Here is an 18,603-nt window from a genome sequence, read left to right as displayed (position 1 = left end):
AGCAATATCATGCATAAAAGTATATAATTTCCTGTGTGATTCATATAAAATGGTAGGGGAATACCAACTAAGAATAGAGATATGTATAATTTTGTTCGTTCGGGGGATTTGAAATGACAGTAAAACTCCGCCAGTTATTCATATCAGGGTTACTTTGCATTTTTGCTTTTCTTATTATTCATTTTGTGGGGGTCATTCACTCTAATATCTTGCTTGGCGTTGGTCTGGAGCAGAATGAACGAGGGCAATATTATATTGCTGAGGCAGACGTTTTTAGCGAAGGGTATAAACAGAATTTAAGGGAAGGGGATATCTTATTACGGGTTAATGGGAAACCGATTGACAAAGTGGACGAAGCTGTTAGATATGGAAGCTTAACTCAGGTTCAATCCGTTGACCTTCTTCGTAACTCCAAGGGGGGTGCTCCACTTGCTTTGCATTATGATATTGAGAATAAATCCTCCATATATCATACGTTTACCCAGCTTGTAGTCCCTGGAGCGACATTTGTTTTTTTGGCAGTGTTAAGCCTTCTATTATACCGCAGGAGAAGCGGGGAGCGCTCAGCAGAGCTGCTGATTTCATTCTTTTTATTAGTCGGAATAACTTACTTTGCGGGATATGCTTCAAGTAGATCTGATCTTATAGGTAGAATCGCGATGGGTTGCGTGTTGCCTTTAATTCCACTGGTTTTTATTCACTTTCTCCAAGTATATCTGAAACGATTTGGTGTGTTAGTTTTATCTACTACTGTAATCAAAATATACTACGGCCTGGTTATTTTATTAAGCCTATTTTCCACCTCCAGTCTAATGGTTTACTCATGGGATAGATCCTTGTATTCCTTTATAAGGTTAATTATTATTGGGTTCTTTGTTTTCGGGATTTTTTACAGCATATTTAAGCTGCTACATTTATACATTACTTATCGAAGCACAGCGCTTAAATCGATGTTTAAAATTATGCTTACCGGACAAATCCTTGCGTTTACACCTTTTGTTCTCTTCTCAGCTGCACCCATTGCTGTTGGGGTCAACTTGATTCCTTACGAAATTACTACGATCTTTTTGTTTTTGATGCCAGTTACTTATTTTTATCTGCTGACGGCTAGGCAACTATTTGATATTGATTTCGCTTTTAATCGGTTTAAATATTATTTATTAATTGCTTTTTTTCCGGCGCTAATGATTGTAGCCGTACTTGCGATCATTCAGAGCAGGCAAGAGTATGATTGGATCAAATGGATTCAGATGTTTTTGGTTGTATATTTATCTATTACAATTTTTTTATTCTTTAAGGAGAAAATAGATTATTATTTCCGGCCTAAACTGTTCCGTGAGCTTTATCATTATCAAGGTAGTCTGGAGCGATTCTCGAAGCAAATCTCCAAGGTGATGAAGCGGTCTGATTTGGAGGCTGCAATTTACAAGGAAATCAATGAGATTTTACCGGTTAGTCGGTCTGCTTTTTTTGAGAGAGATGAGGATATGAGTAACCTCGAACAAATAGTCGACAATTCGGGCCAAGAGATCAACATAGAATTTGTATCGAAATCTCCAGTTTTTAAGGTAGGAGAAGTAGTTCAACTCAAACAGGGGATCTTACTCGTAATCGGACGTCACCAAAAAAAATTTCATCTCCTCTGGATTGATCATAAGAAGAACCATACAAAGCTTAATTCGGATGAGCTTAACTGGTTAAATACCCTCGCAAATTATGCGAGTATTGTCTATGAGAATTTATATCTTATTGAAGGCTTGATTGAAGACCTTGAAGCAGAGATGAAAAAAGAGCTGCATGCAGCACCATGGGTTCTACGCCTGATCTTTAACTTATCAGAGAAAGAACGCAGAAAGCTGGCGGCGGATTTACATGATTCTGCTCTTCAGGATCAGCTCATTTGGCTTCGCAGGCTGGAAACACTGATCTCCGATCACGATATTGACGCGGATATTTTGCCAGAGCTGCTTCAGATTAAAGAGGGACTTCTGGATGTGATATATCAGATTAGGGAGACCTGCAATGAACTGCGTCCGCCGCTGCTAAGAGAGACCGGAATTGTGAAGGCACTGGAACTATTGTTTGAGTATGCCCAGCTGCAGTCTAACTACATTATCACCTTTACATCCAGTCCGATTGGTGAGCTAAGTGATGATCTGGTGATTGCGTTGTATCGAATAGTACAGGAGCTCCTGCGGAATGCCGGGAAACATGCCAAGGCGAATCAGATTGAAATTGAGCTGGACCAGCAAGAGCATCTCTATTTCCGATATAAGGATGATGGGATTGGCATGAATATAGTTGATATCAGGGAATCTTTTCAGCATATGGGCCTGTCCGGCATCAAAGAACGTGTTGCGAGCTTAGAGGGGCAATGCACTTTTAACTCGGAGAAAGGGAAGGGACTGGAGGTTATTATTTATTTACCGACAATGGCTTTTGTAGAAGAAAAGCACAGAGGAGGCGATGACGATGATACGTATCTTGTTGGTTGATGATCATCCTTCAGTCGGAGAAGGAACCAAAACTATGATTGAGCAGGACGCGGATATGGAGGTTACTTTTGTTTTGTCAGCGATGGAAGCTTTGGATAGGCTGGAGCAACAAGAATTTGATGTGATCTTATGCGATCTCAACATGCCTACGATCAGCGGACTTGAATTCGCTAAAAGAGCCGTTCAACGTGATCCTGAATCTAAAGTGGTGATTTATACCGGATATGAGATCAGTGCTCATTATAATCTTTTGATGGAGTCAGGGGTCACAGGATTTATCTCTAAGACAGCTTCCCGAGAACAGTTGTTAAATACCATTCGTTGTGCACTGAGGAATGAGGCGGTCATTCCGGTGTCTTTACTTAAACAGCTACGAAGAAATGATATCAAGATTTCTAATCACCGGGATAATCGGCTGCTTGAAGAAGTGTCCATTAATCAAAGAGAACAGGAAATACTCCAAGAAGTAGCTAGTGGAAAAAGCAATAAAGACATAGCCAGCAAGCTTTTAATGTCACAAAGGACTGTGGAGTATAACCTGACGAGAATCTTTGAGAAGCTTAGTGTACATTCCAGATCCGAGGCTATTGTTGAGGGTAAACGACTAGGTCTTGTTAGGATGGAGACTTTCTAAGTTGAACAATCATAAGAGTGATGGAGACAGCAAGGGTTCCCAGTAGAAGAAATATGTCTCCTTCAAATTGGCCACCTAAGATCATCATTGCAATAAATTGAATAACGGCGACGATCAATCCGATCTGAAAAAATCGGTATTTTCCTTGCTTGATCGCAACATACATCTGAATGATCCCTACATTTAATAGAACATAAATAACAACGGCAATCGCTATCCACAGCCATTTAGCTTCCTCTGTTCCAGCAAATGTGGACCACATCGCTAGTGGAAGGGCATAACAATTAATCCCTATTAGAGCAATGGCCCATACAACCCAATACATAGTTTTGTTAGTTTTATTCATGGTGTTAAGCACCTCACTTTGACATCTTGATCGTCATTACCTGTAATTCATAATTCTGAACCATTCTGGTATTTAGATGTATTATTCTGAAAAAATCAAGGAGGAACATCCATATGATTGACATGAACCAACTATTTTTGATTACAGATATCCCAGGTTACTCGCCGCAAATCAGCCGACTTTTATCCATGATGAACTATGCAAGATATACAACATTAGAAGCCGTTAAGGGTCTAACTGTGGAACAACTGGATTATTTATTGGATGCTCAGAGTAACTCTATTGGAGCGTTATTATTGCACTACGCTGCTGTAGAATATGCATATCAAGTGGCAACGTTTGAGCAAAGAGATTTGTCTGAAGAAGAGCTAACAAGATGGGGACCAGCATTAAATTTAGGCGACGAAGGACGAGCCAATATTAAGGGGAATGACCTGAGCTATTATTTAGATCGCCTAAATGAAGTTAGACAAAAGACTTATGAATTATTCGCAACCGTCGATGATAATTGGTTATATACTGAAGAGGAATTCTGGCATAACAAACCTGCGAACTACTATTTTATGTGGTTTCACGTTTTTGAGGATGAAATCAATCATAGAGGCCAGATTAGGCTGATCCGAAAAAGAGCACTAGCTTAAGAAAGGAGGCGCGCGAATGGAGTACATAGAGAAAAATATAAAGCCTTTATTTAAGAAATATCCGCTGCTCTCGAAATTTGTATTAACAGTGGTGATTATAGACATCGTTTATTACGCCGGCAAACAAGTTGGAGGATTAGCTTATTACCTCATGCACTAATTTCTTTTGAAAATAAGCCGAATAGAAAAGGCGAGTTCCACTCATTTTGAGTGTGAATTCGCCTTTTTATATTGCTTAACCTAAATATCTGCTGTAGCTCTGACTCTTCCATGTGGCTATCCAGTTCATTATCAGTTCACACAAATTTGTTAGGATATGAAACATCAAAAGAGATATAGAGCATGACCAGGAGAGGAAGAGAAACAAATGAAAATATTAGAAGTTAAACATGTAAAGAAATCATATACTTTGTACGGTAAAGAAAAGGTGCCAGTACTCCATGATGTGAATCTAAGCTTTGATACAGGTGAATTCGTCTCTATTCTAGGTGAGTCTGGCTGCGGAAAGTCCACACTGATGAACATCATTGGGGGAATGGACTCCGATTATGAAGGCGAGGTCCTTGTTCGCGGAAAGAATTTAAGCACGATGACCGAAAAGGAAATGGATGATTATCGCAAGAACAATATTGGCTTCGTTTTTCAAAATTTCAATCTGATCCCGCATCTGTCAGTTTTGGAGAATGTTACAGTGGCGATGCAGATGACGGATACCAGTGAGAAGGATCGTAATAAACGTGCTATAGATATTTTGACTGAGGTAGGCTTGAAAGAGCACCTGAAAAAACGTCCCAATCAGCTGTCCGGTGGACAGAAGCAAAGAGTGTCCATTGCCCGCGCGCTAGCGAATAATCCTGATATTATTTTGGCAGATGAACCTACAGGGGCCTTGGACAAGGATACCGGCGATCAAATTTTATCCTTATTGGACAGCATAGCCAAAAGAGGGATATTGGTCATTACCGTGACCCACTCACAGAAAGTAGCCGACTCTGGTACCCGTATCGTAAAGGTGGAAGAAGGACGGATTAAAGATGATATTCAGTTAAAGGACCGCTCCTTGATTAGTTACGATGGAGGAGAGGGTTCATCCCGAAATCTCAGTTTATTTGCATCTTTTAAAATGGCTCTGCAGAATATGAAGCTCAACGCCAAACGTAACGTATTGGTAGCTTTGGGTGGGTCTATTGGTATTTTAAGCGTACTGTTGATGCTTTCCTTAGGGAATGGAATTACGAACTATATGAATGACGAAATTAATTCAAGTATGGATCCTTTACTCGTGGATATAACTAAACCCAGTGAAGAAGCTAAAGGCATGCAAGGTCCAGAGGCAATGATGTTGCCCGGCGAAACGTTTACGGCTGCCGATATTGAAACCATTCGAAATATTCCAAATGTTGATTATGTAGAAACCATCACTTCCATTTCGGGCAAATCTACTATGGTTTTTGCAGATCAGACGGTTAGTCTTACACAATTAACTACCTTAACGGATGCTTTTGATAAAGAGACGATTACCGCAGGGGCTTTTCCAGAGGACAAAGAGATATTATTACCCGTGAAAACGGCAAGTAAATTAAGCGGAAACGACAGTCCAGAGTCTTTGGTAGGGAAGTCGATTCATCTATATATTAGTGAAATGGATGCTAAGCATAAACCGGTCACATTGGAACAAGAAGTCACTATCTCTGGTATTTATGAAAGCACTGATCCAAGAGCGCAAATGCAACCCACGGGTTATCTTCCAGCGCAGACTTTGGAGCAAATGTATGCTGACAAGGGGATTACAATAGGTCCAATTCAAGTTAATGCTTTTGCAACCGATATGAAATATGTGAATGATATTAATGCAGCCGCTGTTGATGCTGGGTTCTCAGGTTCTCAATCGGCAAAAATCATGGAGCGAATCACAACTTATGTGAATATGGCTACTATAGTTCTCTCTGGTATTGCCGGGATTTCACTTCTCGTATCAGGGATCATGATATTGGTTGTGCTATATATCAGTGTAGTGGAACGGACTAAGGAAATCGGGATTCTTCGGGCAATTGGCGCAAGGAAAAAAGATATTAAGCGTATATTCTTTTCTGAATCAGCTTTATTAGGTGTATTCAGCGGTATCTTTGCAGTACTCTTTGCCATTGTCATTAGTTATGTGTTAAATATTTTCTTGGACAATGCTTTTGGAGTGAAACTTATTAATCTATCCGGTTATTATGTGTTATTTGGGATCGTTGTGAGTACCCTGATTAGTATTATCGCCGGTTTGATGCCATCCTCTAAGGCTGCCAAACTGGATCCAATGGAATCTCTACGATATGAATAAATAGGTTAGCGGAGAGGATAATTGAGAGATGAACACGATTCTAGTGGCGGATGATGATTCTCATATCCGTAGATTAATACGATTATATCTTGAAAAAAACCAATTTTCCGTAGTGGAAGCAGCAGACGGTCAAGAGGCATTAGACATTCTAGCGCATACAAAGATCGATTTGGCGATTGTAGATGTAATGATGCCGAATGTAGATGGTATTGAATTGACCGAAGATATCCGATCTTATATCGATATTCCAATTCTGATGGTTACAGCTAGAGGAGAATCTAAGGACAAAGTCAGAGGATTTAATGCCGGATCAGATGATTATTTAGTCAAACCGTTTGATCCCATAGAATTGGTCCTGCGGGTAAAATCACTATTAAAAAGATATCATTTAACCTCCTCGAGTGTGATTCAATTAGGCGCAGTGATGATTGATCTGGGGAATTTGACAGTTGTTGCGGCTCAGAGAACGGTGGAGTTGAAGAAAAAGGAATGTGAGTTGTTATTTGCTCTGGCGGGTTCGCCAGGGCAAATATTCACGCGTTCTCAGCTCATAGAAAATATTTGGGGTGTCGATTATGAAGGCGACGAGCGTACGGTAGATGTGCATATCAAACGTCTGAGAGAAAGATTGGAATCGATTCCTGAGCTAATTATTTCTACGGTAAGAGGACTTGGATACCGTCTGGAGTTGGCCTAAATGTTGAAAAAAAGCCTGCGTCTGCGTATTGTCATTACGTTCATTGGGATTGTGATCGTCAGCTTAATGATCTCTTTTTTGCTAAATGTACGGTTTTCCGAAAATAATGTGACCCCAAACCATATCTTCATTAGAGTAGCTGGAGACGTAGCCAAAGTGCTTACCCTAATCGATGATCCGGAAAAAACACAGGCATTTACTAAACTACTCAATAAATATGGTGTCGATATTGCGAAAGTGAGAGTGAATGAGTGGAGTGATGCTGTTTTTTCAGTGGATAAGGAGAAGGTTGCCGCTCTATTTAAGCCAGACTCCACAGACGCAGTGATGCTTAATGATAAGTCTGGTGTTGCTATTGTTGGCATTCCCATCGTAGATAAGGAGAAAGCTGCGCTCATCATTAAAATTGATTTTTCGTCGAGCTTGATCACATTCAGACGTAACGTATTTTTTACACTTCTAACGGTTTTAGTCATCGGAAGTTTACTGATTCTCTTGATGTCCGGTTTCATTGTGAAGCCTATCAAACGTCTGACGGAAGCTGCTAAGAAAATGGCATCAGGCGATTTATCTGTACGATTGACGCATAAAAATCAAGATGAGTTCGGGGAACTGATGGAAAGCTTTAATCATATGGCTAGTGAGCTGCAAAAGATAGATTCAGTTCGTGATGATTTTGTCAGCAATGTCTCTCATGAAATGCAGTCTCCGCTTACGTCGATTAGAGGGTTTACTAGAGCGCTGCAAGATGGTGTCGTTCCAGTAGAAGAGCAAAAAGAGCATCTGGATATTATTTATCAGGAAACGCTGCGCTTATCCCGCCTAAGTGACAATCTGCTTAGATTAGCCTCGCTCGATTCAGAACATCATCCGGTTAATCTCACCACTTTCCAGTTGGATGAACAGTTAAGAAGAGCGATCGTTCTGGCGGAACCCCAATGGGCACAGAAAAACATTCAGATAGAATTAGATTTATCGCCCTGCGAAATTACGGTGGATAAAGATTTATTTGATCAAGTCTGGCAAAACCTAATCAATAATGCTATAAAATATACAAGCCAAGAGGGTATCATTCATGTCGAAATCGTGCGTTCTATAGAGTTTGTGAAGGTTTCTATTAAAGATTCTGGTCAAGGCATACCAGAGGAAGCATTGCCCTGCATTTTTGATCGTTTTTATATGGTGGATAAAGCGCGGAGCAGCGTTCATAAAGGGAATGGACTTGGATTATCCATTGTATTAAAAATTCTAAAAATGCATGATTGTAAAATAGAAGTGGAGAGCAGGGTTGGGGTAGGAACCCAGTTTATCGTCTCGATCCCTATCTCTCAGCCCTATGAATAGTTAATGAGCTGAAGCTTAAGGCTAACGCTGCCCCTTTCATTTGTAAACCAAGCACTAGAAGACTCTCAAAAAGTTCCCAGAACTCGGTTCGCGCAAGCCATAGTTGCAGTAGGAACTGAACATTTGATCGGCATGATTGAATTAAACATTAGAAGCCATACGGACAGAAGCGGCGAAATCGGCTATATTGTCCATCCTGATGCCTGGGGACAGGGAGTCGCTACAGCAGCGGCCAGACGAATGTTAAAGTTCGGTTTTGAAGAACTGCAACTACATCGAATATACGCGACCTGTGACCCTAGGAATAGTGGATCATCCAAGGTGCTCACCAAGATAGGTATGACCTATGAAGGAAGATTAAGGGATGCTTTACTTATTAAAGATGGGTGGCGGGATTCTTTGATGTTCAGTATGTTGGAGCATGAGTGGACGGTAGCCCGCTAAAAATTAACTCTTGCTTCCCACTGGTAAGTTCACTAGAATATAAGTATTAGCTTATATACTTTCGAAAGGAGGAGAGAAGGAATGCAGACACTAACGGAAATTGCTGAAGACTTGAAGCTATTCGGAGATAAGACCCGATTGGCAATGCTTTCTCTTCTGAAAGAGCGGGAATGGTGCGTGTGTGAATTCGTTGATATCTTTGACATTTCCCAGCCGGCGATTAGCCAGCATTTACGGAAATTGAAAAGTAGAGGAATCGTTAGGGAAAGCAAGCGGGGACAGTGGGTACATTATTCGTTAAATGTCGAGGATAAACCACATCTTAAGGCTGTTCTTCAACAGATGCCTAGTACCAAATCGATATTGGCTGAACTGAATAAAGAGGCTAAAGAGCCATGCTGCGACTAAATTTCAGGTAAGGATTTTTTTGATTTATATATAACCATATAGTTATATAATGATGTTGGATTGAAGTCACATGCTTATATAGGAGTGTTGAAAAAGATGTGGATTGGCAGTAAAAGGGGGATGGCACTTTGCCTATTGTAGCTATCCTTATATTTTTAGTAACTTTAATCCTTGTAATCTGGCAGCCCCGTAATTTATCGATTGGATGGTCAGCCTGCGGTGGCGCGATCATAGCTTTGCTAGCTGGGGTAGTCAGCTTTAATGATGTTCTGGATGTAACGCAGATCGTGTGGAATGCTACTTTAGCGTTTGTGGCTATTATTCTGATTTCTTTAATTCTGGATCGAATCGGATTTTTTGAATGGGCTGCTTTACATATGGCACGGGCTGCCCGCGGGAATGGCAGACGAATGTTTGTGTACGTCATCGTTCTTGGCGCGTTAGTGTCTGCATTTTTTGCGAATGATGGAGCGGCTCTGATTCTTACGCCTATTGTGCTTGCGATGGTAAGGGCGCTGCATTTTGATGAGAAAAAAGTATTTCCGTTTATTATCGCCAGCGGTTTTATTGCCGATACCACCTCACTGCCGCTCGTGGTCAGCAATCTGGTCAATATCGTATCGGCGGATTTTTTCGGGATTACGTTTATGGAGTATGCAGGCAAGATGATCATACCTACGCTGTTCTCACTTGTGGCGAGCATCGTGGTGCTCTATTTCTTTTTTCGCAAAAGTATTCCCAAGCACTTTAACGATTCACAGCTAAAAGATCCGCATGAGGCGATTAAAGACAAAAAAATGTTTCGGCTTTCATGGATTGTATTGGCTGTTCTATTAGTAGGATATTTTGTCAGCGAATTTTTAGGTATTCCGGTATCTGTGGTTGCGGGGATCATAGCTATTTTGTTCCTGCTTCTCGCGAGAAGAAGCCCTTTCGTCAAGGTGAAAGAAGTGATTACAGGAGCGCCTTGGGCGATTGTGTTCTTTTCTATTGGAATGTATGTCGTAGTATATGGACTTCGGAATGTTGGGCTGACGGATTTACTTGCTAAGATGATTGGGTCTATTGCTGATCAGGGCTTATTTGCCGCAACGATGGGTATGGGCTTCATAGCTGCATTGATCTCATCGCTGATGAATAATCTGCCTACCGTTCTGATTGACGCGCTTGCCATTGATGCGACGCATACCACTGGAATCATTAGAGAGGCTTTAATATATGCGAATGTTATAGGTTCGGACTTAGGACCGAAGATCACTCCGATTGGCTCACTCGCCACACTGCTGTGGCTGCATGTACTTTCGGCTAAAGGCGTGAAGATTTCTTGGGGAACGTATTTTAAGACAGGTATTATTTTAACCATTCCAACGTTATTTATTACGCTTTTAGGTCTTTATATGTGGTTGTTAATTAACTAATTTGAATAGGGGAAGATCAAGATGAACAAGAGAACGATTTATTTTTTATGTACAGGGAATTCCTGCAGAAGTCAGATGGCTGAAGGCTGGGCTAAGCAATATCTAGGAGAAGGATGGAGCGTGTACAGTGCAGGTATTGAAGCTCACGGTCTAAATCCAAAAGCTGTACAAGCCATGAGCGAAGTAGGCATAGATATCACGGGCCAGACCTCGGATATTATTGATGCTAATCTGCTGAACAACGCGGATCTGGTCATTACCTTATGTGGAGATGCTGCGGATAAATGTCCAATGACCCCTCCGAAGGTCAAACGGGAACACTGGGGCTTCGATGATCCGGCAAAAGCGCAAGGGACGGATGAAGAGAAGTGGGCAGTGTTCCAGCGTGTGCGTGACCAGATTGGAGATAGAATCAAACATTTTGCAGAGACTGGTAAATAAGCAAAGGAGGAAGTAACCTATTCTTTTAACTTAGGGTATTTCACCACTGGCCATTTCACTTTCCGTAAGGCATCGGTCACTTCGGGTCCAACGTTCAAATTACTTTGAACCAATTCATGGGGAGTGAGAGCCATCCATTGGTTCAGAGAGACGTCGGCAAAACGATCACTTTTGAACATTTCGAGGAACCACAACGATTCTTCTCCTGTATTCTGAATATAATGTCCAAATGCAAAAGGAACATACCCAACATCGCCAGCCCTGTAATTAAAGGTACGTGCCGCACCGTTTCCGGCAAACACAGTCATCCGTCCTTTTCCGGTAAGATAATATTGCCACTCATCGTTGTTGGGGTGCCAGTGGAGTTCTCTCATTCCTCCAGGTTCAATCTCTACCAGTGCAGCAGCCACGGTCTTGGAGATCGGAAAGTTGCTGGAATCAACGATTCTGACGCTCCCGCCAGGAGTCTTCAATGGAGGCTGTGCCAATAGCGAATGTTTGAAACTCTGTGGAATTTCTCCGTAAGGCGACTGCACCTTTTGGCTTTGTAATGAGCCGGGAACTTGATCCTGATAAATGTAAACCTGTTCAGTGGGGATGGAGTCAAAGGTCTCGGCAGGTATTCCAAAGTTAGCTGAAAGAACCTCTTTGGGCGTATGGGCGAACCAATCGGAAATAGACAAGGTATTCAGATCGGAGAAGCTCCCGTCGTCAAAGACTAGGAGGAATTCGCAGCCTTCTTCAAGACCTTGTATAGAGTGAGGAATACCCGGCGGAAAATACCATAGATCACCAGGTTCTACATCTGCTATAAAGTTCCGCCCATTCTGGTCCACAGCAGTAATCCGAGCGCGGCCTAACAGCATATAAGACCATTCCGCTTGCTGATGCCAGTGAAGCTCTCGTACTCCACCGGGGGTCAGGCTCATATTCACACCTGCCAGTGTAGTTGCGATAGGGAGTTCTCTGACGGTTACTTCTCTGGACCAGCCACCATGATTAAGCTGCATATGCGCATCGGAGAAAGAAAATTTCAAATTGGGAACCAGGCCCGCATCAGTCACCGGAGGAACGAACATATCCGGATTCTCAAGATCCCGCATAACGTCGCGGGGTCCTTTATCTAATCCCCCTGTGCCATCGCTTCGGATGGGCTGGGGGATGTTTGTTTTTTTTGCCGAATCCTGTCCAGCAGAAGTCATAAGATGTTCTCCTTTCTTGTTCCTTAAGAGTTCAATGAAAATATATGCGGAATGCTGTCTTTTATGATGGATAGCAGAAGTGGTACAAGTTGACATGTGTAGGGTCATCATTGATTATTACTAATAGAGGCTAAGGTTCTAGATGAACTGGAGAGGGGTTTGTGATGATTCACATCAAGGAGTCCTTACAACGATTAGGGAAAATAAAAGCTTATGTAATAGGTCTTTTAGTGATTATGTTCGCCGCGGGATCTGCGGTTACACCTACATCGGTGTCAGCAGCTGTCCAGTTAGGGACACAGGTAATGCCACTGTCATACGGGGGATATTACGTGCTTTTTCCAGGTAAACTCGCCCCTTATTTCAAAGCAGGTAAATTAATGGTGCCGATTCGAGCCTTCTCCAATGCGATTGGTGCAGATTTGTTCTATGACGCTCTGAGCAAGAGTGTTACTGTTTCACTGTTGGACCGATCTGTAGGAAATATTAAAGCAGGGCAGCTAGAGGCAGATTTTAATGGGGAGACCGTAGAATCATTAGGCGTTGCTCCAGAGGTAAAGGATGGCACTCTGTTTGTTCCGGCTTCCCCTATTTTAGAAGGGCTTAAGTCTTTTCGCTGGGAAGTGCAATTTAATAATGTGAATAAATTAACCCTTGGCATTGGAGCCAGAAAAGGGGAGGAATGGGTGAAGCCTGAGGCAGATCTTGCCCTTGCTCCTTATCCACTCGAAACGACAGCACATCCGTATCCTTTATATCCTACTATGCTAACGCAGGCTCAATCCGGGAAAGAATATAGATTAACCTTAGGCGTGCAAAATACCTCCGGATTCATCATCCCTAAAGGAAACGCGGAATTAGAGCTGGTGAGTGTGGACAGTAAAGGAAATTCTTTTTATCAAACGTTGAAAGGACCTGATTCTTCAACCTCCAAGGCGGCATTATTATCATTTTCCGTTTCCATTCCAACAGAGGCTGAATACGTCATTTTCAGGTCACGCACATTGAGAGCGCAATAAGGCAATTGCTATAGATTATTCAAACAAGCTAGACAGAGAGCGGGTAAAGAAACAGATGACAGGTAACAAAGAGCAGCAATATCGCTTCAGCGAAGCACCGATTTGGGAATTGCAACGAACATATTATGAAGAGCAGGGATTAAAGGCTTGGAATAATGATCAGGTCCCGCAGTACATCACGAGTAACCCTATGATTGCGACAGCATACGCAGAGATGATCTTTGGATTCCTGCAAGACCGGGCTGGACAAGGGCATCTCTCAGAGACCGTTACGATTCTAGAACTTGGAGCTGGAGCAGGCCGGTTAGCCTTCCATGTGCTTAAAAAGCTATGTGAAATCGTAGACTACGCAGATATTCCTCTTCCTCGTTTTCGTTATGTGATGAGTGATTTGCCTTCCAAAAATATATCCAGCTGGCAGCAGCACCCGAGCCTACTTCCTTACGTAGAGCAGGGTATTTTGGACTTCGCACGTTTTGATGCTGTGCAGGATGTAGAACTACATTTAGTACACGCTAAGCTCAGCATTCGGCCGGGTGATTTACAGCAGCCATTGGTGATTGTGGCAAATTATTTTTTTGACAGCATTCCGCAAGAATTAATTTATGTGGATGAAGGAAAAATATATGAATGTGAGGTTTCGATCCAGTATTCGGCGGAAGTTGATCCGGATAACCCCTCCGATGCGCTCGGCAAAATCATCCCGCAGTACCATTATCGGCGTGCGGCTAGTTATGAAGAGGAGACTTATCCCTATCATGACGTTATAGCGCTTTATCAGCAGAAGCTGGAGGATTCACATATACTCTTTCCGGTGGTGGGGCTCACTTGTCTGGAGCGGCTTGCGCGGCTCTCTACAGAGGGATTCGTGCTGCTTACAGCGGATAAGGGCGACCATCGCTTAGAGAACTGGGAATTTGCAGAACCTCCATTGCTGATTCATCACGGAAGCTTCTCTTTGACTGCGAATTATCATGCGATAGAACATGTGCTGAAACAAAAAGGGGCGCATTCAATATTCACCAGTCATTACTATAAAAACCTGAACATCGGCTGTATTCTTATGCTTCCAACTCCGTTGAGCTATACAAATACTCGGCTGGGTTACAAGCGGTTTATAGAACGTTTTGGTCCCGATGATTTCTTTAGTATGAAGGAATGGATGGATCAGCAATTAGATACGATGGGGCTGCAGCAAATTTTGGCCTTTTGGCGTTTGGGTGGGTATGATGCTGAATGGTTTATCCATAGTGCTGAACAGATTTCGGAGCTACTGCCCAGTGCCAGTGATGAAGAAATGCTGGATTTACAGCGAGGAATACAGTTGATGTGGACTGGCTATTATCCGATGGAACAGAGTTATGACCTGTCGCTAGATGCGGGGTTACTGCTGTATGAAATGGATAAATTCGCGGAAGCATTGGTTTACTTAGAACGCTCTATGCATGCCAATACGGAAGAACCATTAGCATCAGTGCTTTATAGCATGGCAATTTGTAACTACGAGCTAGGAGCTGAAGCTGCTGCATTGGAATACGCGCGTAGAGCTTTGTCTGCAGAGCCTGACAATGAAGTAGTATTGGAGCTTCTAACGGCGCTGAACGAAGAATAAGCACATTTACATAGGGTTATCTTTTTGGTATCCTATACAAAATAATCAAACGCGATGACGAGAAGAGTACATGAAATCATTTCTTCACAGAGAGCCCTGGATGATGAGAACAGGGTAAGGGGGATTTTATCGAAACAAGCCTCTGAGCGGCATATCGGAACCGGACTAAGGGGATGGTATGACGGGAGCTCCTGTTATAGAGCTAGAGTATAAGCACTGCGTAAGATGTTTTGCCGTACTTGATGAGATTAATATGGTGACATATTAATGAACCTGGGGTGGTACCGCGAGAATTTCGTCCCCAAGACCATAAGTCTTGGAGGTGAGGTTCTTTTTATTTTGCAGATTAAGCAGGCGGATATCACTTATAAACAGGAGGTAACACCAATGAACGAGGAACCGGAAGTATTAGCAGAGAGCTACATCGACAGATTGATTCAAGAAGAGCTGGGAGCAGGGACTTACAGTAGAGATATTTGCACGAGATTTCCACCTGAGCCTAACGGGTATCTGCATATTGGCAGTGCGTATGCTATTCACACGAACTATACGACTGCGAAAAAGTATGGCGGGAAGTTCCATTTGCGCTTTGATGACACCAATCCTTTAAAAGAGGATTTGGAGTATGTAAATGCCATCATCGAAGATATTCAATGGATGGGCTATCCACCGGACCATATTTTTTATGGATCAGATTATTTTGAGAAAATATACAATAGCGCAGTTACGTTAATCCGAAAAGGAAAGGCTTATGTCTGTGATTTATCACCTGAAGAGGTGACAGCCTATAGAGGGACGCTTACGGAGCCGGGAAAAAACAGCCCGTTCCGGGAGCGTTCTGTAGAAGAGAATTTGCGGTTATTTACGGAGATGAAAGCTGGAGATTATCCGACGGGAGCCAGAGTGTTGCGGGCTAAAATAGATATGAGCTCACCTAATATCAACTTACGTGATCCGGTGATTTACAGAATCATTCATGCGGAGCATTATAGAACGGGTAACGAATGGTGTATCTATCCGATGTATGATTTTGCCCATCCTATACAAGATGCTATCGAAGGGATTACGTATTCCTTATGCTCGATTGAATTTAAGGATCATCGGCCGCTCTATGAGTGGGTACTGAATGAGCTGGATACCCCTGAAGCTCCCAAGCAAAGAGAGTTTGGACGGGTGAACATCACCGGAGTTGTGACGAGTAAACGGTATATCAGACAGCTGGTTACAGGCCATTATGTGGACGGTTGGGATGACCCAAGACTTCCTACGCTTCGCGGTTTACGCAGAAGAGGTTTTACACCGGAGAGTATCCGGAATTTTGTGAAGGAAATTGGATTTGTCAGAAATAGCACCATTGTGGATATTGCCATGTTAGAGCATGCGCTTAGACAAGATTTGAAGGCAAAGGTTCCATGTGTGATGGCTGTTCTTAAGCCTTTAAAAGTGGTCATTACTAATTATCCTGAGGATCATAATGAAGGGCTGACGATTGAGAATAACAGTGAAGATAAGTCACTTGGGGAAAGAGAGGTTCCTTTTTCACGAACCCTTTATATTGAACAAGAAGATTTCATGGAGGAGCCGCCAAAAGGTTATCACAGGCTGACTATGGGGAACGAGGTAAGGCTAAAGGGTGCTTATTTCATTAAATGCAACGAAGTAATCAAGGACGAAGTTACCGGAGAAATCCTAGAGCTTCGCTGCACCTATGATCCGAGAACGAAGAGCGGAAGCGGGTTTAATGAACGGAAGGTTAAGGCAACCATTCACTGGGTATCGGCAGATCATGCTATCAAAGCTGATGTTCATCTATATGAGCGGCTGCTGAAAGATAACGACGGTCCTAAAGAAGACGGTGAGCGCTGGGACGCGTATCTTAATCCGGATTCCTTGACGATCCTGAAGGATTGTTTGCTGGAGCCATCGATGGGCAACGCAATGCCAGAAGATAAATTTCAATTGATCCGGCATGGATTTTTCTGTGTGGATACGAAGTACACCACGGCAGATAAGCTGGTGCTGAATCGGATAGTACCGTTGAAGGACACATGGAAGAAAAATTCATAAGCAGCTTAAGCTAGGCGAAGATCGGGTAATTTCTGATCATCGTCTAGCTTTTTTTGTTATTGGTCATAAGTATTATAAGCAAATGAAAATTCCATATGAAACATATTTACATTTTTCAGAAATAAGCATATACTTTAAATATAAGTTGCACAGGGGAAACTTTCGTGTATATAGACAACTTTTTCAGGGCAAGAGGAGGAATTGAAATGCTCGAACAAACTTTAGTAGAACAACCACATATAAAACAACATAAGAACTCTGTTTCAGCACAAGCCGTACTTAACGGGGAGATCAAAGGGATTAAACGATTACTTCCTTTCCTAGGCCCAGCTTTTATCGCTGCAGTTGCTTATCTGGATCCGGGTAATTTTGCCACCAATATTACGGCAGGCTCCAAATATGGATATCTTTTATTGTGGGTGATCGTAGCCTCTAATCTAATGGCTGTACTAATCCAAGCGTTATCCGCCAAGCTGGGGATTGCGACAGGCAAGAACTTGCCTGAGATCGCTCATGATCGTTTTCCGAAGAGTGTATCTATCTTCTTATGGATTCAAAGTGAACTGGTGATTATAGCTACGGATCTGGCAGAGTTTATCGGGGCGGCATTAGGATTATATCTCTTATTTGATATTCCCATGCTGCCAGCAGCACTGATTACTGCGGTGGGCTCATTTGCTATCTTAGAGCTGCAACGCCGGGGATACCGCTCCCTAGAGGCAGGGATTGCCGCGATGATCCTTATAGTCGTATTAGCCTTCGCTTTTCAAGTTATTGTAGCTAAACCGGATATGGGAGCAGTTGCCGTAGGCATGTTTACACCTAAGTTTGAAGGGGTGGACAGCATCCTTTTGGCCGCAGGAATTCTAGGTGCAACCGTGATGCCACATGCGATTTACCTGCATTCATCACTTACACAGAACCGTATCGTCGGGGTGAATGAATCGGAGAAAAAACAGATTTTCAAATTGGAATTTATAGATATTATTATTGCGATGATTATCGCAGGTGCAGTAAATCTGGCTATGGTAATTGTCTCCGCGGCATTGTTTTTCAAAAATGGTCTCGTGGTTGAGGATCTGGATGTCGCGTTTCAGCAATTTGGTCACTTAGCTGGGCCAGTAACGGCGATCTCGTTTGGGCTGGGACTACTCATTGCGGGACTGTCGAGTTCCTCCGTAGGGACTATGGCTGGCGATGTGGTTATGCAAGGCTTCATCAACAAAAGAATTAACCTGTACTTGCGCCGTGCGATTACCATCATTCCCCCACTAGCGATCATTGGTTTTGGTGTGAATCCAACGAAGGCACTCGTAATAAGTCAAGTGATTTTGTCCTTTGGGATTGCGTTCGCGTTGATTCCACTGGTTGTGTTTACAAGCAACCGCCAGATTATGGGCGGGTTAGTGAACCGCAAAATGACAGCCACTCTGGGCTGGATTATCTCCGGTCTGGTTGTATCGTTGAACTTGTTCTTGGTCTATCAAATGCTCGTATAAGGAAGCA

Annotated in this window: 17 protein-coding genes and 1 other annotated feature; of the genes, 15 read left to right on the top strand and 2 right to left on the bottom strand. The window is 42.6% G+C overall.

The window, feature by feature from the left end; all coding sequences use genetic code 11:
• Positions 1-113: 113 nt before the first annotated feature.
• Together NYE35_RS27605 and NYE35_RS27600 are read left to right on the top strand one after the other, a co-directional pair.
• Entirely contained in the window at positions 114-2,495 is a 2,382-nt protein-coding gene (locus NYE35_RS27605; RefSeq protein WP_094903313.1) for an ATP-binding protein, read from the top strand.
• Positions 2,473-3,129 carry a response regulator transcription factor gene (locus NYE35_RS27600; RefSeq protein ID WP_038573390.1) on the top strand — a complete coding sequence of 219 codons (657 nt, stop codon included), beginning with the start codon at positions 2,473-2,475 and terminating at the stop codon, positions 3,127-3,129. The genes NYE35_RS27605 and NYE35_RS27600 overlap by 23 nt, the downstream gene beginning before the upstream one ends.
• On the opposite strand, the gene NYE35_RS27595 is transcribed toward NYE35_RS27600, so the two are convergent.
• Positions 3,110-3,475, bottom strand: a complete 366-nt coding sequence (locus NYE35_RS27595; protein ID WP_076099965.1) for a hypothetical protein — start codon at positions 3,473-3,475, stop codon at positions 3,110-3,112. The two genes, NYE35_RS27600 and NYE35_RS27595, sit on opposite strands and share 20 nt — an antisense overlap.
• A 122-nt stretch (positions 3,476-3,597) precedes the next feature.
• On the opposite strand from NYE35_RS27595, the gene NYE35_RS27590 reads away from it, so the two are divergent.
• The 9 genes from NYE35_RS27590 to arsC all read left to right on the top strand — a co-directional run bounded on the left by NYE35_RS27590 (position 3,598) and on the right by arsC (position 11,197).
• Positions 3,598-4,116, top strand: a complete 519-nt coding sequence (locus tag NYE35_RS27590; RefSeq protein WP_038574881.1) for a DinB family protein — start codon at positions 3,598-3,600, stop codon at positions 4,114-4,116.
• Positions 4,117-4,132: 16 nt separating this feature from the next.
• Positions 4,133-4,276 carry a hypothetical protein gene (locus NYE35_RS27585; RefSeq protein ID WP_162636847.1) on the top strand — a complete coding sequence of 48 codons (144 nt, stop codon included), beginning with the start codon at positions 4,133-4,135 and terminating at the stop codon, positions 4,274-4,276.
• A gap of 207 nt (positions 4,277-4,483) precedes the next feature.
• Positions 4,484-6,445 carry an ABC transporter ATP-binding protein/permease gene (locus tag NYE35_RS27580; RefSeq protein WP_094903317.1) on the top strand — a complete coding sequence of 654 codons (1,962 nt, stop codon included), beginning with the start codon at positions 4,484-4,486 and terminating at the stop codon, positions 6,443-6,445.
• Between the two features lie 28 nt (positions 6,446-6,473).
• Positions 6,474-7,142: a response regulator transcription factor gene (locus NYE35_RS27575; RefSeq protein ID WP_038573388.1), complete on the top strand. Its 669-nt coding sequence runs from the start codon at positions 6,474-6,476 to the stop codon at positions 7,140-7,142.
• A complete protein-coding gene (locus NYE35_RS27570) occupies positions 7,143-8,486 on the top strand; it encodes a sensor histidine kinase (protein WP_094903319.1) in 1,344 nt (447 codons plus the stop codon).
• A gap of 27 nt (positions 8,487-8,513) precedes the next feature.
• On the top strand, positions 8,514-8,930 hold the full coding sequence (locus tag NYE35_RS27565) for a GNAT family N-acetyltransferase (protein ID WP_094903321.1): 417 nt from the start codon (positions 8,514-8,516) through the stop codon (positions 8,928-8,930).
• Positions 8,931-9,011: 81 nt separating this feature from the next.
• Positions 9,012-9,338 (top strand): ArsR/SmtB family transcription factor, encoded by a 327-nt coding sequence (locus NYE35_RS27560; RefSeq protein ID WP_036680319.1) that lies wholly within the window; start codon positions 9,012-9,014, stop codon positions 9,336-9,338.
• A gap of 128 nt (positions 9,339-9,466) precedes the next feature.
• Complete coding sequence (locus tag NYE35_RS27555; RefSeq protein ID WP_076273496.1) at positions 9,467-10,756, top strand: arsenic transporter; 1,290 nt, start codon at positions 9,467-9,469, stop codon at positions 10,754-10,756.
• A gap of 21 nt (positions 10,757-10,777) precedes the next feature.
• Positions 10,778-11,197, top strand: a complete 420-nt coding sequence (gene arsC, locus NYE35_RS27550) for an arsenate reductase (thioredoxin) (RefSeq protein WP_076296875.1) — start codon at positions 10,778-10,780, stop codon at positions 11,195-11,197.
• A gap of 17 nt (positions 11,198-11,214) precedes the next feature.
• Here arsC and NYE35_RS27545 read toward each other — a convergent pair whose 3' ends face one another.
• Positions 11,215-12,399, bottom strand: coding sequence for an oxalate decarboxylase family bicupin (locus NYE35_RS27545; protein WP_094903323.1), 1,185 nt, complete (start codon positions 12,397-12,399; stop codon positions 11,215-11,217).
• 164 nt (positions 12,400-12,563) lie between these two features.
• On the opposite strand from NYE35_RS27545, the gene NYE35_RS27540 reads away from it, so the two are divergent.
• The 4 genes from NYE35_RS27540 to NYE35_RS27525 all read left to right on the top strand — a co-directional run bounded on the left by NYE35_RS27540 (position 12,564) and on the right by NYE35_RS27525 (position 18,596).
• The gene (locus NYE35_RS27540; protein WP_094903325.1) at positions 12,564-13,418 is read left to right on the top strand and encodes a copper amine oxidase N-terminal domain-containing protein; all 855 of its coding nucleotides are present in this window, start codon (positions 12,564-12,566) and stop codon (positions 13,416-13,418) included.
• Between the two features lie 55 nt (positions 13,419-13,473).
• Positions 13,474-15,030: an SAM-dependent methyltransferase gene (locus tag NYE35_RS27535; RefSeq protein ID WP_094903327.1), complete on the top strand. Its 1,557-nt coding sequence runs from the start codon at positions 13,474-13,476 to the stop codon at positions 15,028-15,030.
• Between the two features lie 45 nt (positions 15,031-15,075).
• Positions 15,076-15,336 (top strand) — a binding site (T-box leader).
• Between the two features lie 81 nt (positions 15,337-15,417).
• On the top strand, positions 15,418-17,097 hold the full coding sequence (locus NYE35_RS27530) for a glutamine--tRNA ligase/YqeY domain fusion protein (protein WP_094903329.1): 1,680 nt from the start codon (positions 15,418-15,420) through the stop codon (positions 17,095-17,097).
• A 206-nt stretch (positions 17,098-17,303) separates the two neighbouring features.
• Positions 17,304-18,596: an Nramp family divalent metal transporter gene (locus NYE35_RS27525; RefSeq protein WP_076104178.1), complete on the top strand. Its 1,293-nt coding sequence runs from the start codon at positions 17,304-17,306 to the stop codon at positions 18,594-18,596.
• The last annotated feature ends 7 nt before the right edge of the window (positions 18,597-18,603 follow it).

The organism is Paenibacillus sp. FSL L8-0494 (assembly GCF_038003695.1).
Lineage (GTDB): Bacteria > Bacillota > Bacilli > Paenibacillales > Paenibacillaceae > Paenibacillus_AQ > Paenibacillus_AQ odorifer.
This window is presented reverse-complemented; position numbering and strand designations above follow the sequence as displayed.

Excerpts from the sequence above, each read along its gene's own strand:
- NYE35_RS27605 (WP_094903313.1), top strand. The coding sequence starts at position 114 with ATGACAGTAAAACTCCGCCAGTTATTCATATCAGGGTTACTTTGCATT.
- NYE35_RS27595 (WP_076099965.1), bottom strand. The coding sequence starts at position 3,475 with ATGAATAAAACTAACAAAACTATGTATTGGGTTGTATGGGCCATTGCT.
- NYE35_RS27590 (WP_038574881.1), top strand. The coding sequence starts at position 3,598 with ATGAACCAACTATTTTTGATTACAGATATCCCAGGTTACTCGCCGCAA.
- NYE35_RS27540 (WP_094903325.1), top strand. The coding sequence starts at position 12,564 with ATGATTCACATCAAGGAGTCCTTACAACGATTAGGGAAAATAAAAGCT.
- NYE35_RS27580 (WP_094903317.1), top strand. The coding sequence starts at position 4,484 with ATGAAAATATTAGAAGTTAAACATGTAAAGAAATCATATACTTTGTAC.
- arsC (WP_076296875.1), top strand. The coding sequence starts at position 10,778 with ATGAACAAGAGAACGATTTATTTTTTATGTACAGGGAATTCCTGCAGA.
- NYE35_RS27560 (WP_036680319.1), top strand. The coding sequence starts at position 9,012 with ATGCAGACACTAACGGAAATTGCTGAAGACTTGAAGCTATTCGGAGAT.
- NYE35_RS27535 (WP_094903327.1), top strand. The coding sequence starts at position 13,474 with ATGACAGGTAACAAAGAGCAGCAATATCGCTTCAGCGAAGCACCGATT.
- NYE35_RS27585 (WP_162636847.1), top strand. The coding sequence starts at position 4,133 with ATGGAGTACATAGAGAAAAATATAAAGCCTTTATTTAAGAAATATCCG.
- NYE35_RS27545 (WP_094903323.1), bottom strand. The coding sequence starts at position 12,399 with ATGACTTCTGCTGGACAGGATTCGGCAAAAAAAACAAACATCCCCCAG.
- NYE35_RS27530 (WP_094903329.1), top strand. The coding sequence starts at position 15,418 with ATGAACGAGGAACCGGAAGTATTAGCAGAGAGCTACATCGACAGATTG.
- NYE35_RS27575 (WP_038573388.1), top strand. The coding sequence starts at position 6,474 with ATGAACACGATTCTAGTGGCGGATGATGATTCTCATATCCGTAGATTA.
- NYE35_RS27525 (WP_076104178.1), top strand. The coding sequence starts at position 17,304 with ATGCTCGAACAAACTTTAGTAGAACAACCACATATAAAACAACATAAG.
- NYE35_RS27600 (WP_038573390.1), top strand. The coding sequence starts at position 2,473 with ATGATACGTATCTTGTTGGTTGATGATCATCCTTCAGTCGGAGAAGGA.
- NYE35_RS27570 (WP_094903319.1), top strand. The coding sequence starts at position 7,143 with ATGTTGAAAAAAAGCCTGCGTCTGCGTATTGTCATTACGTTCATTGGG.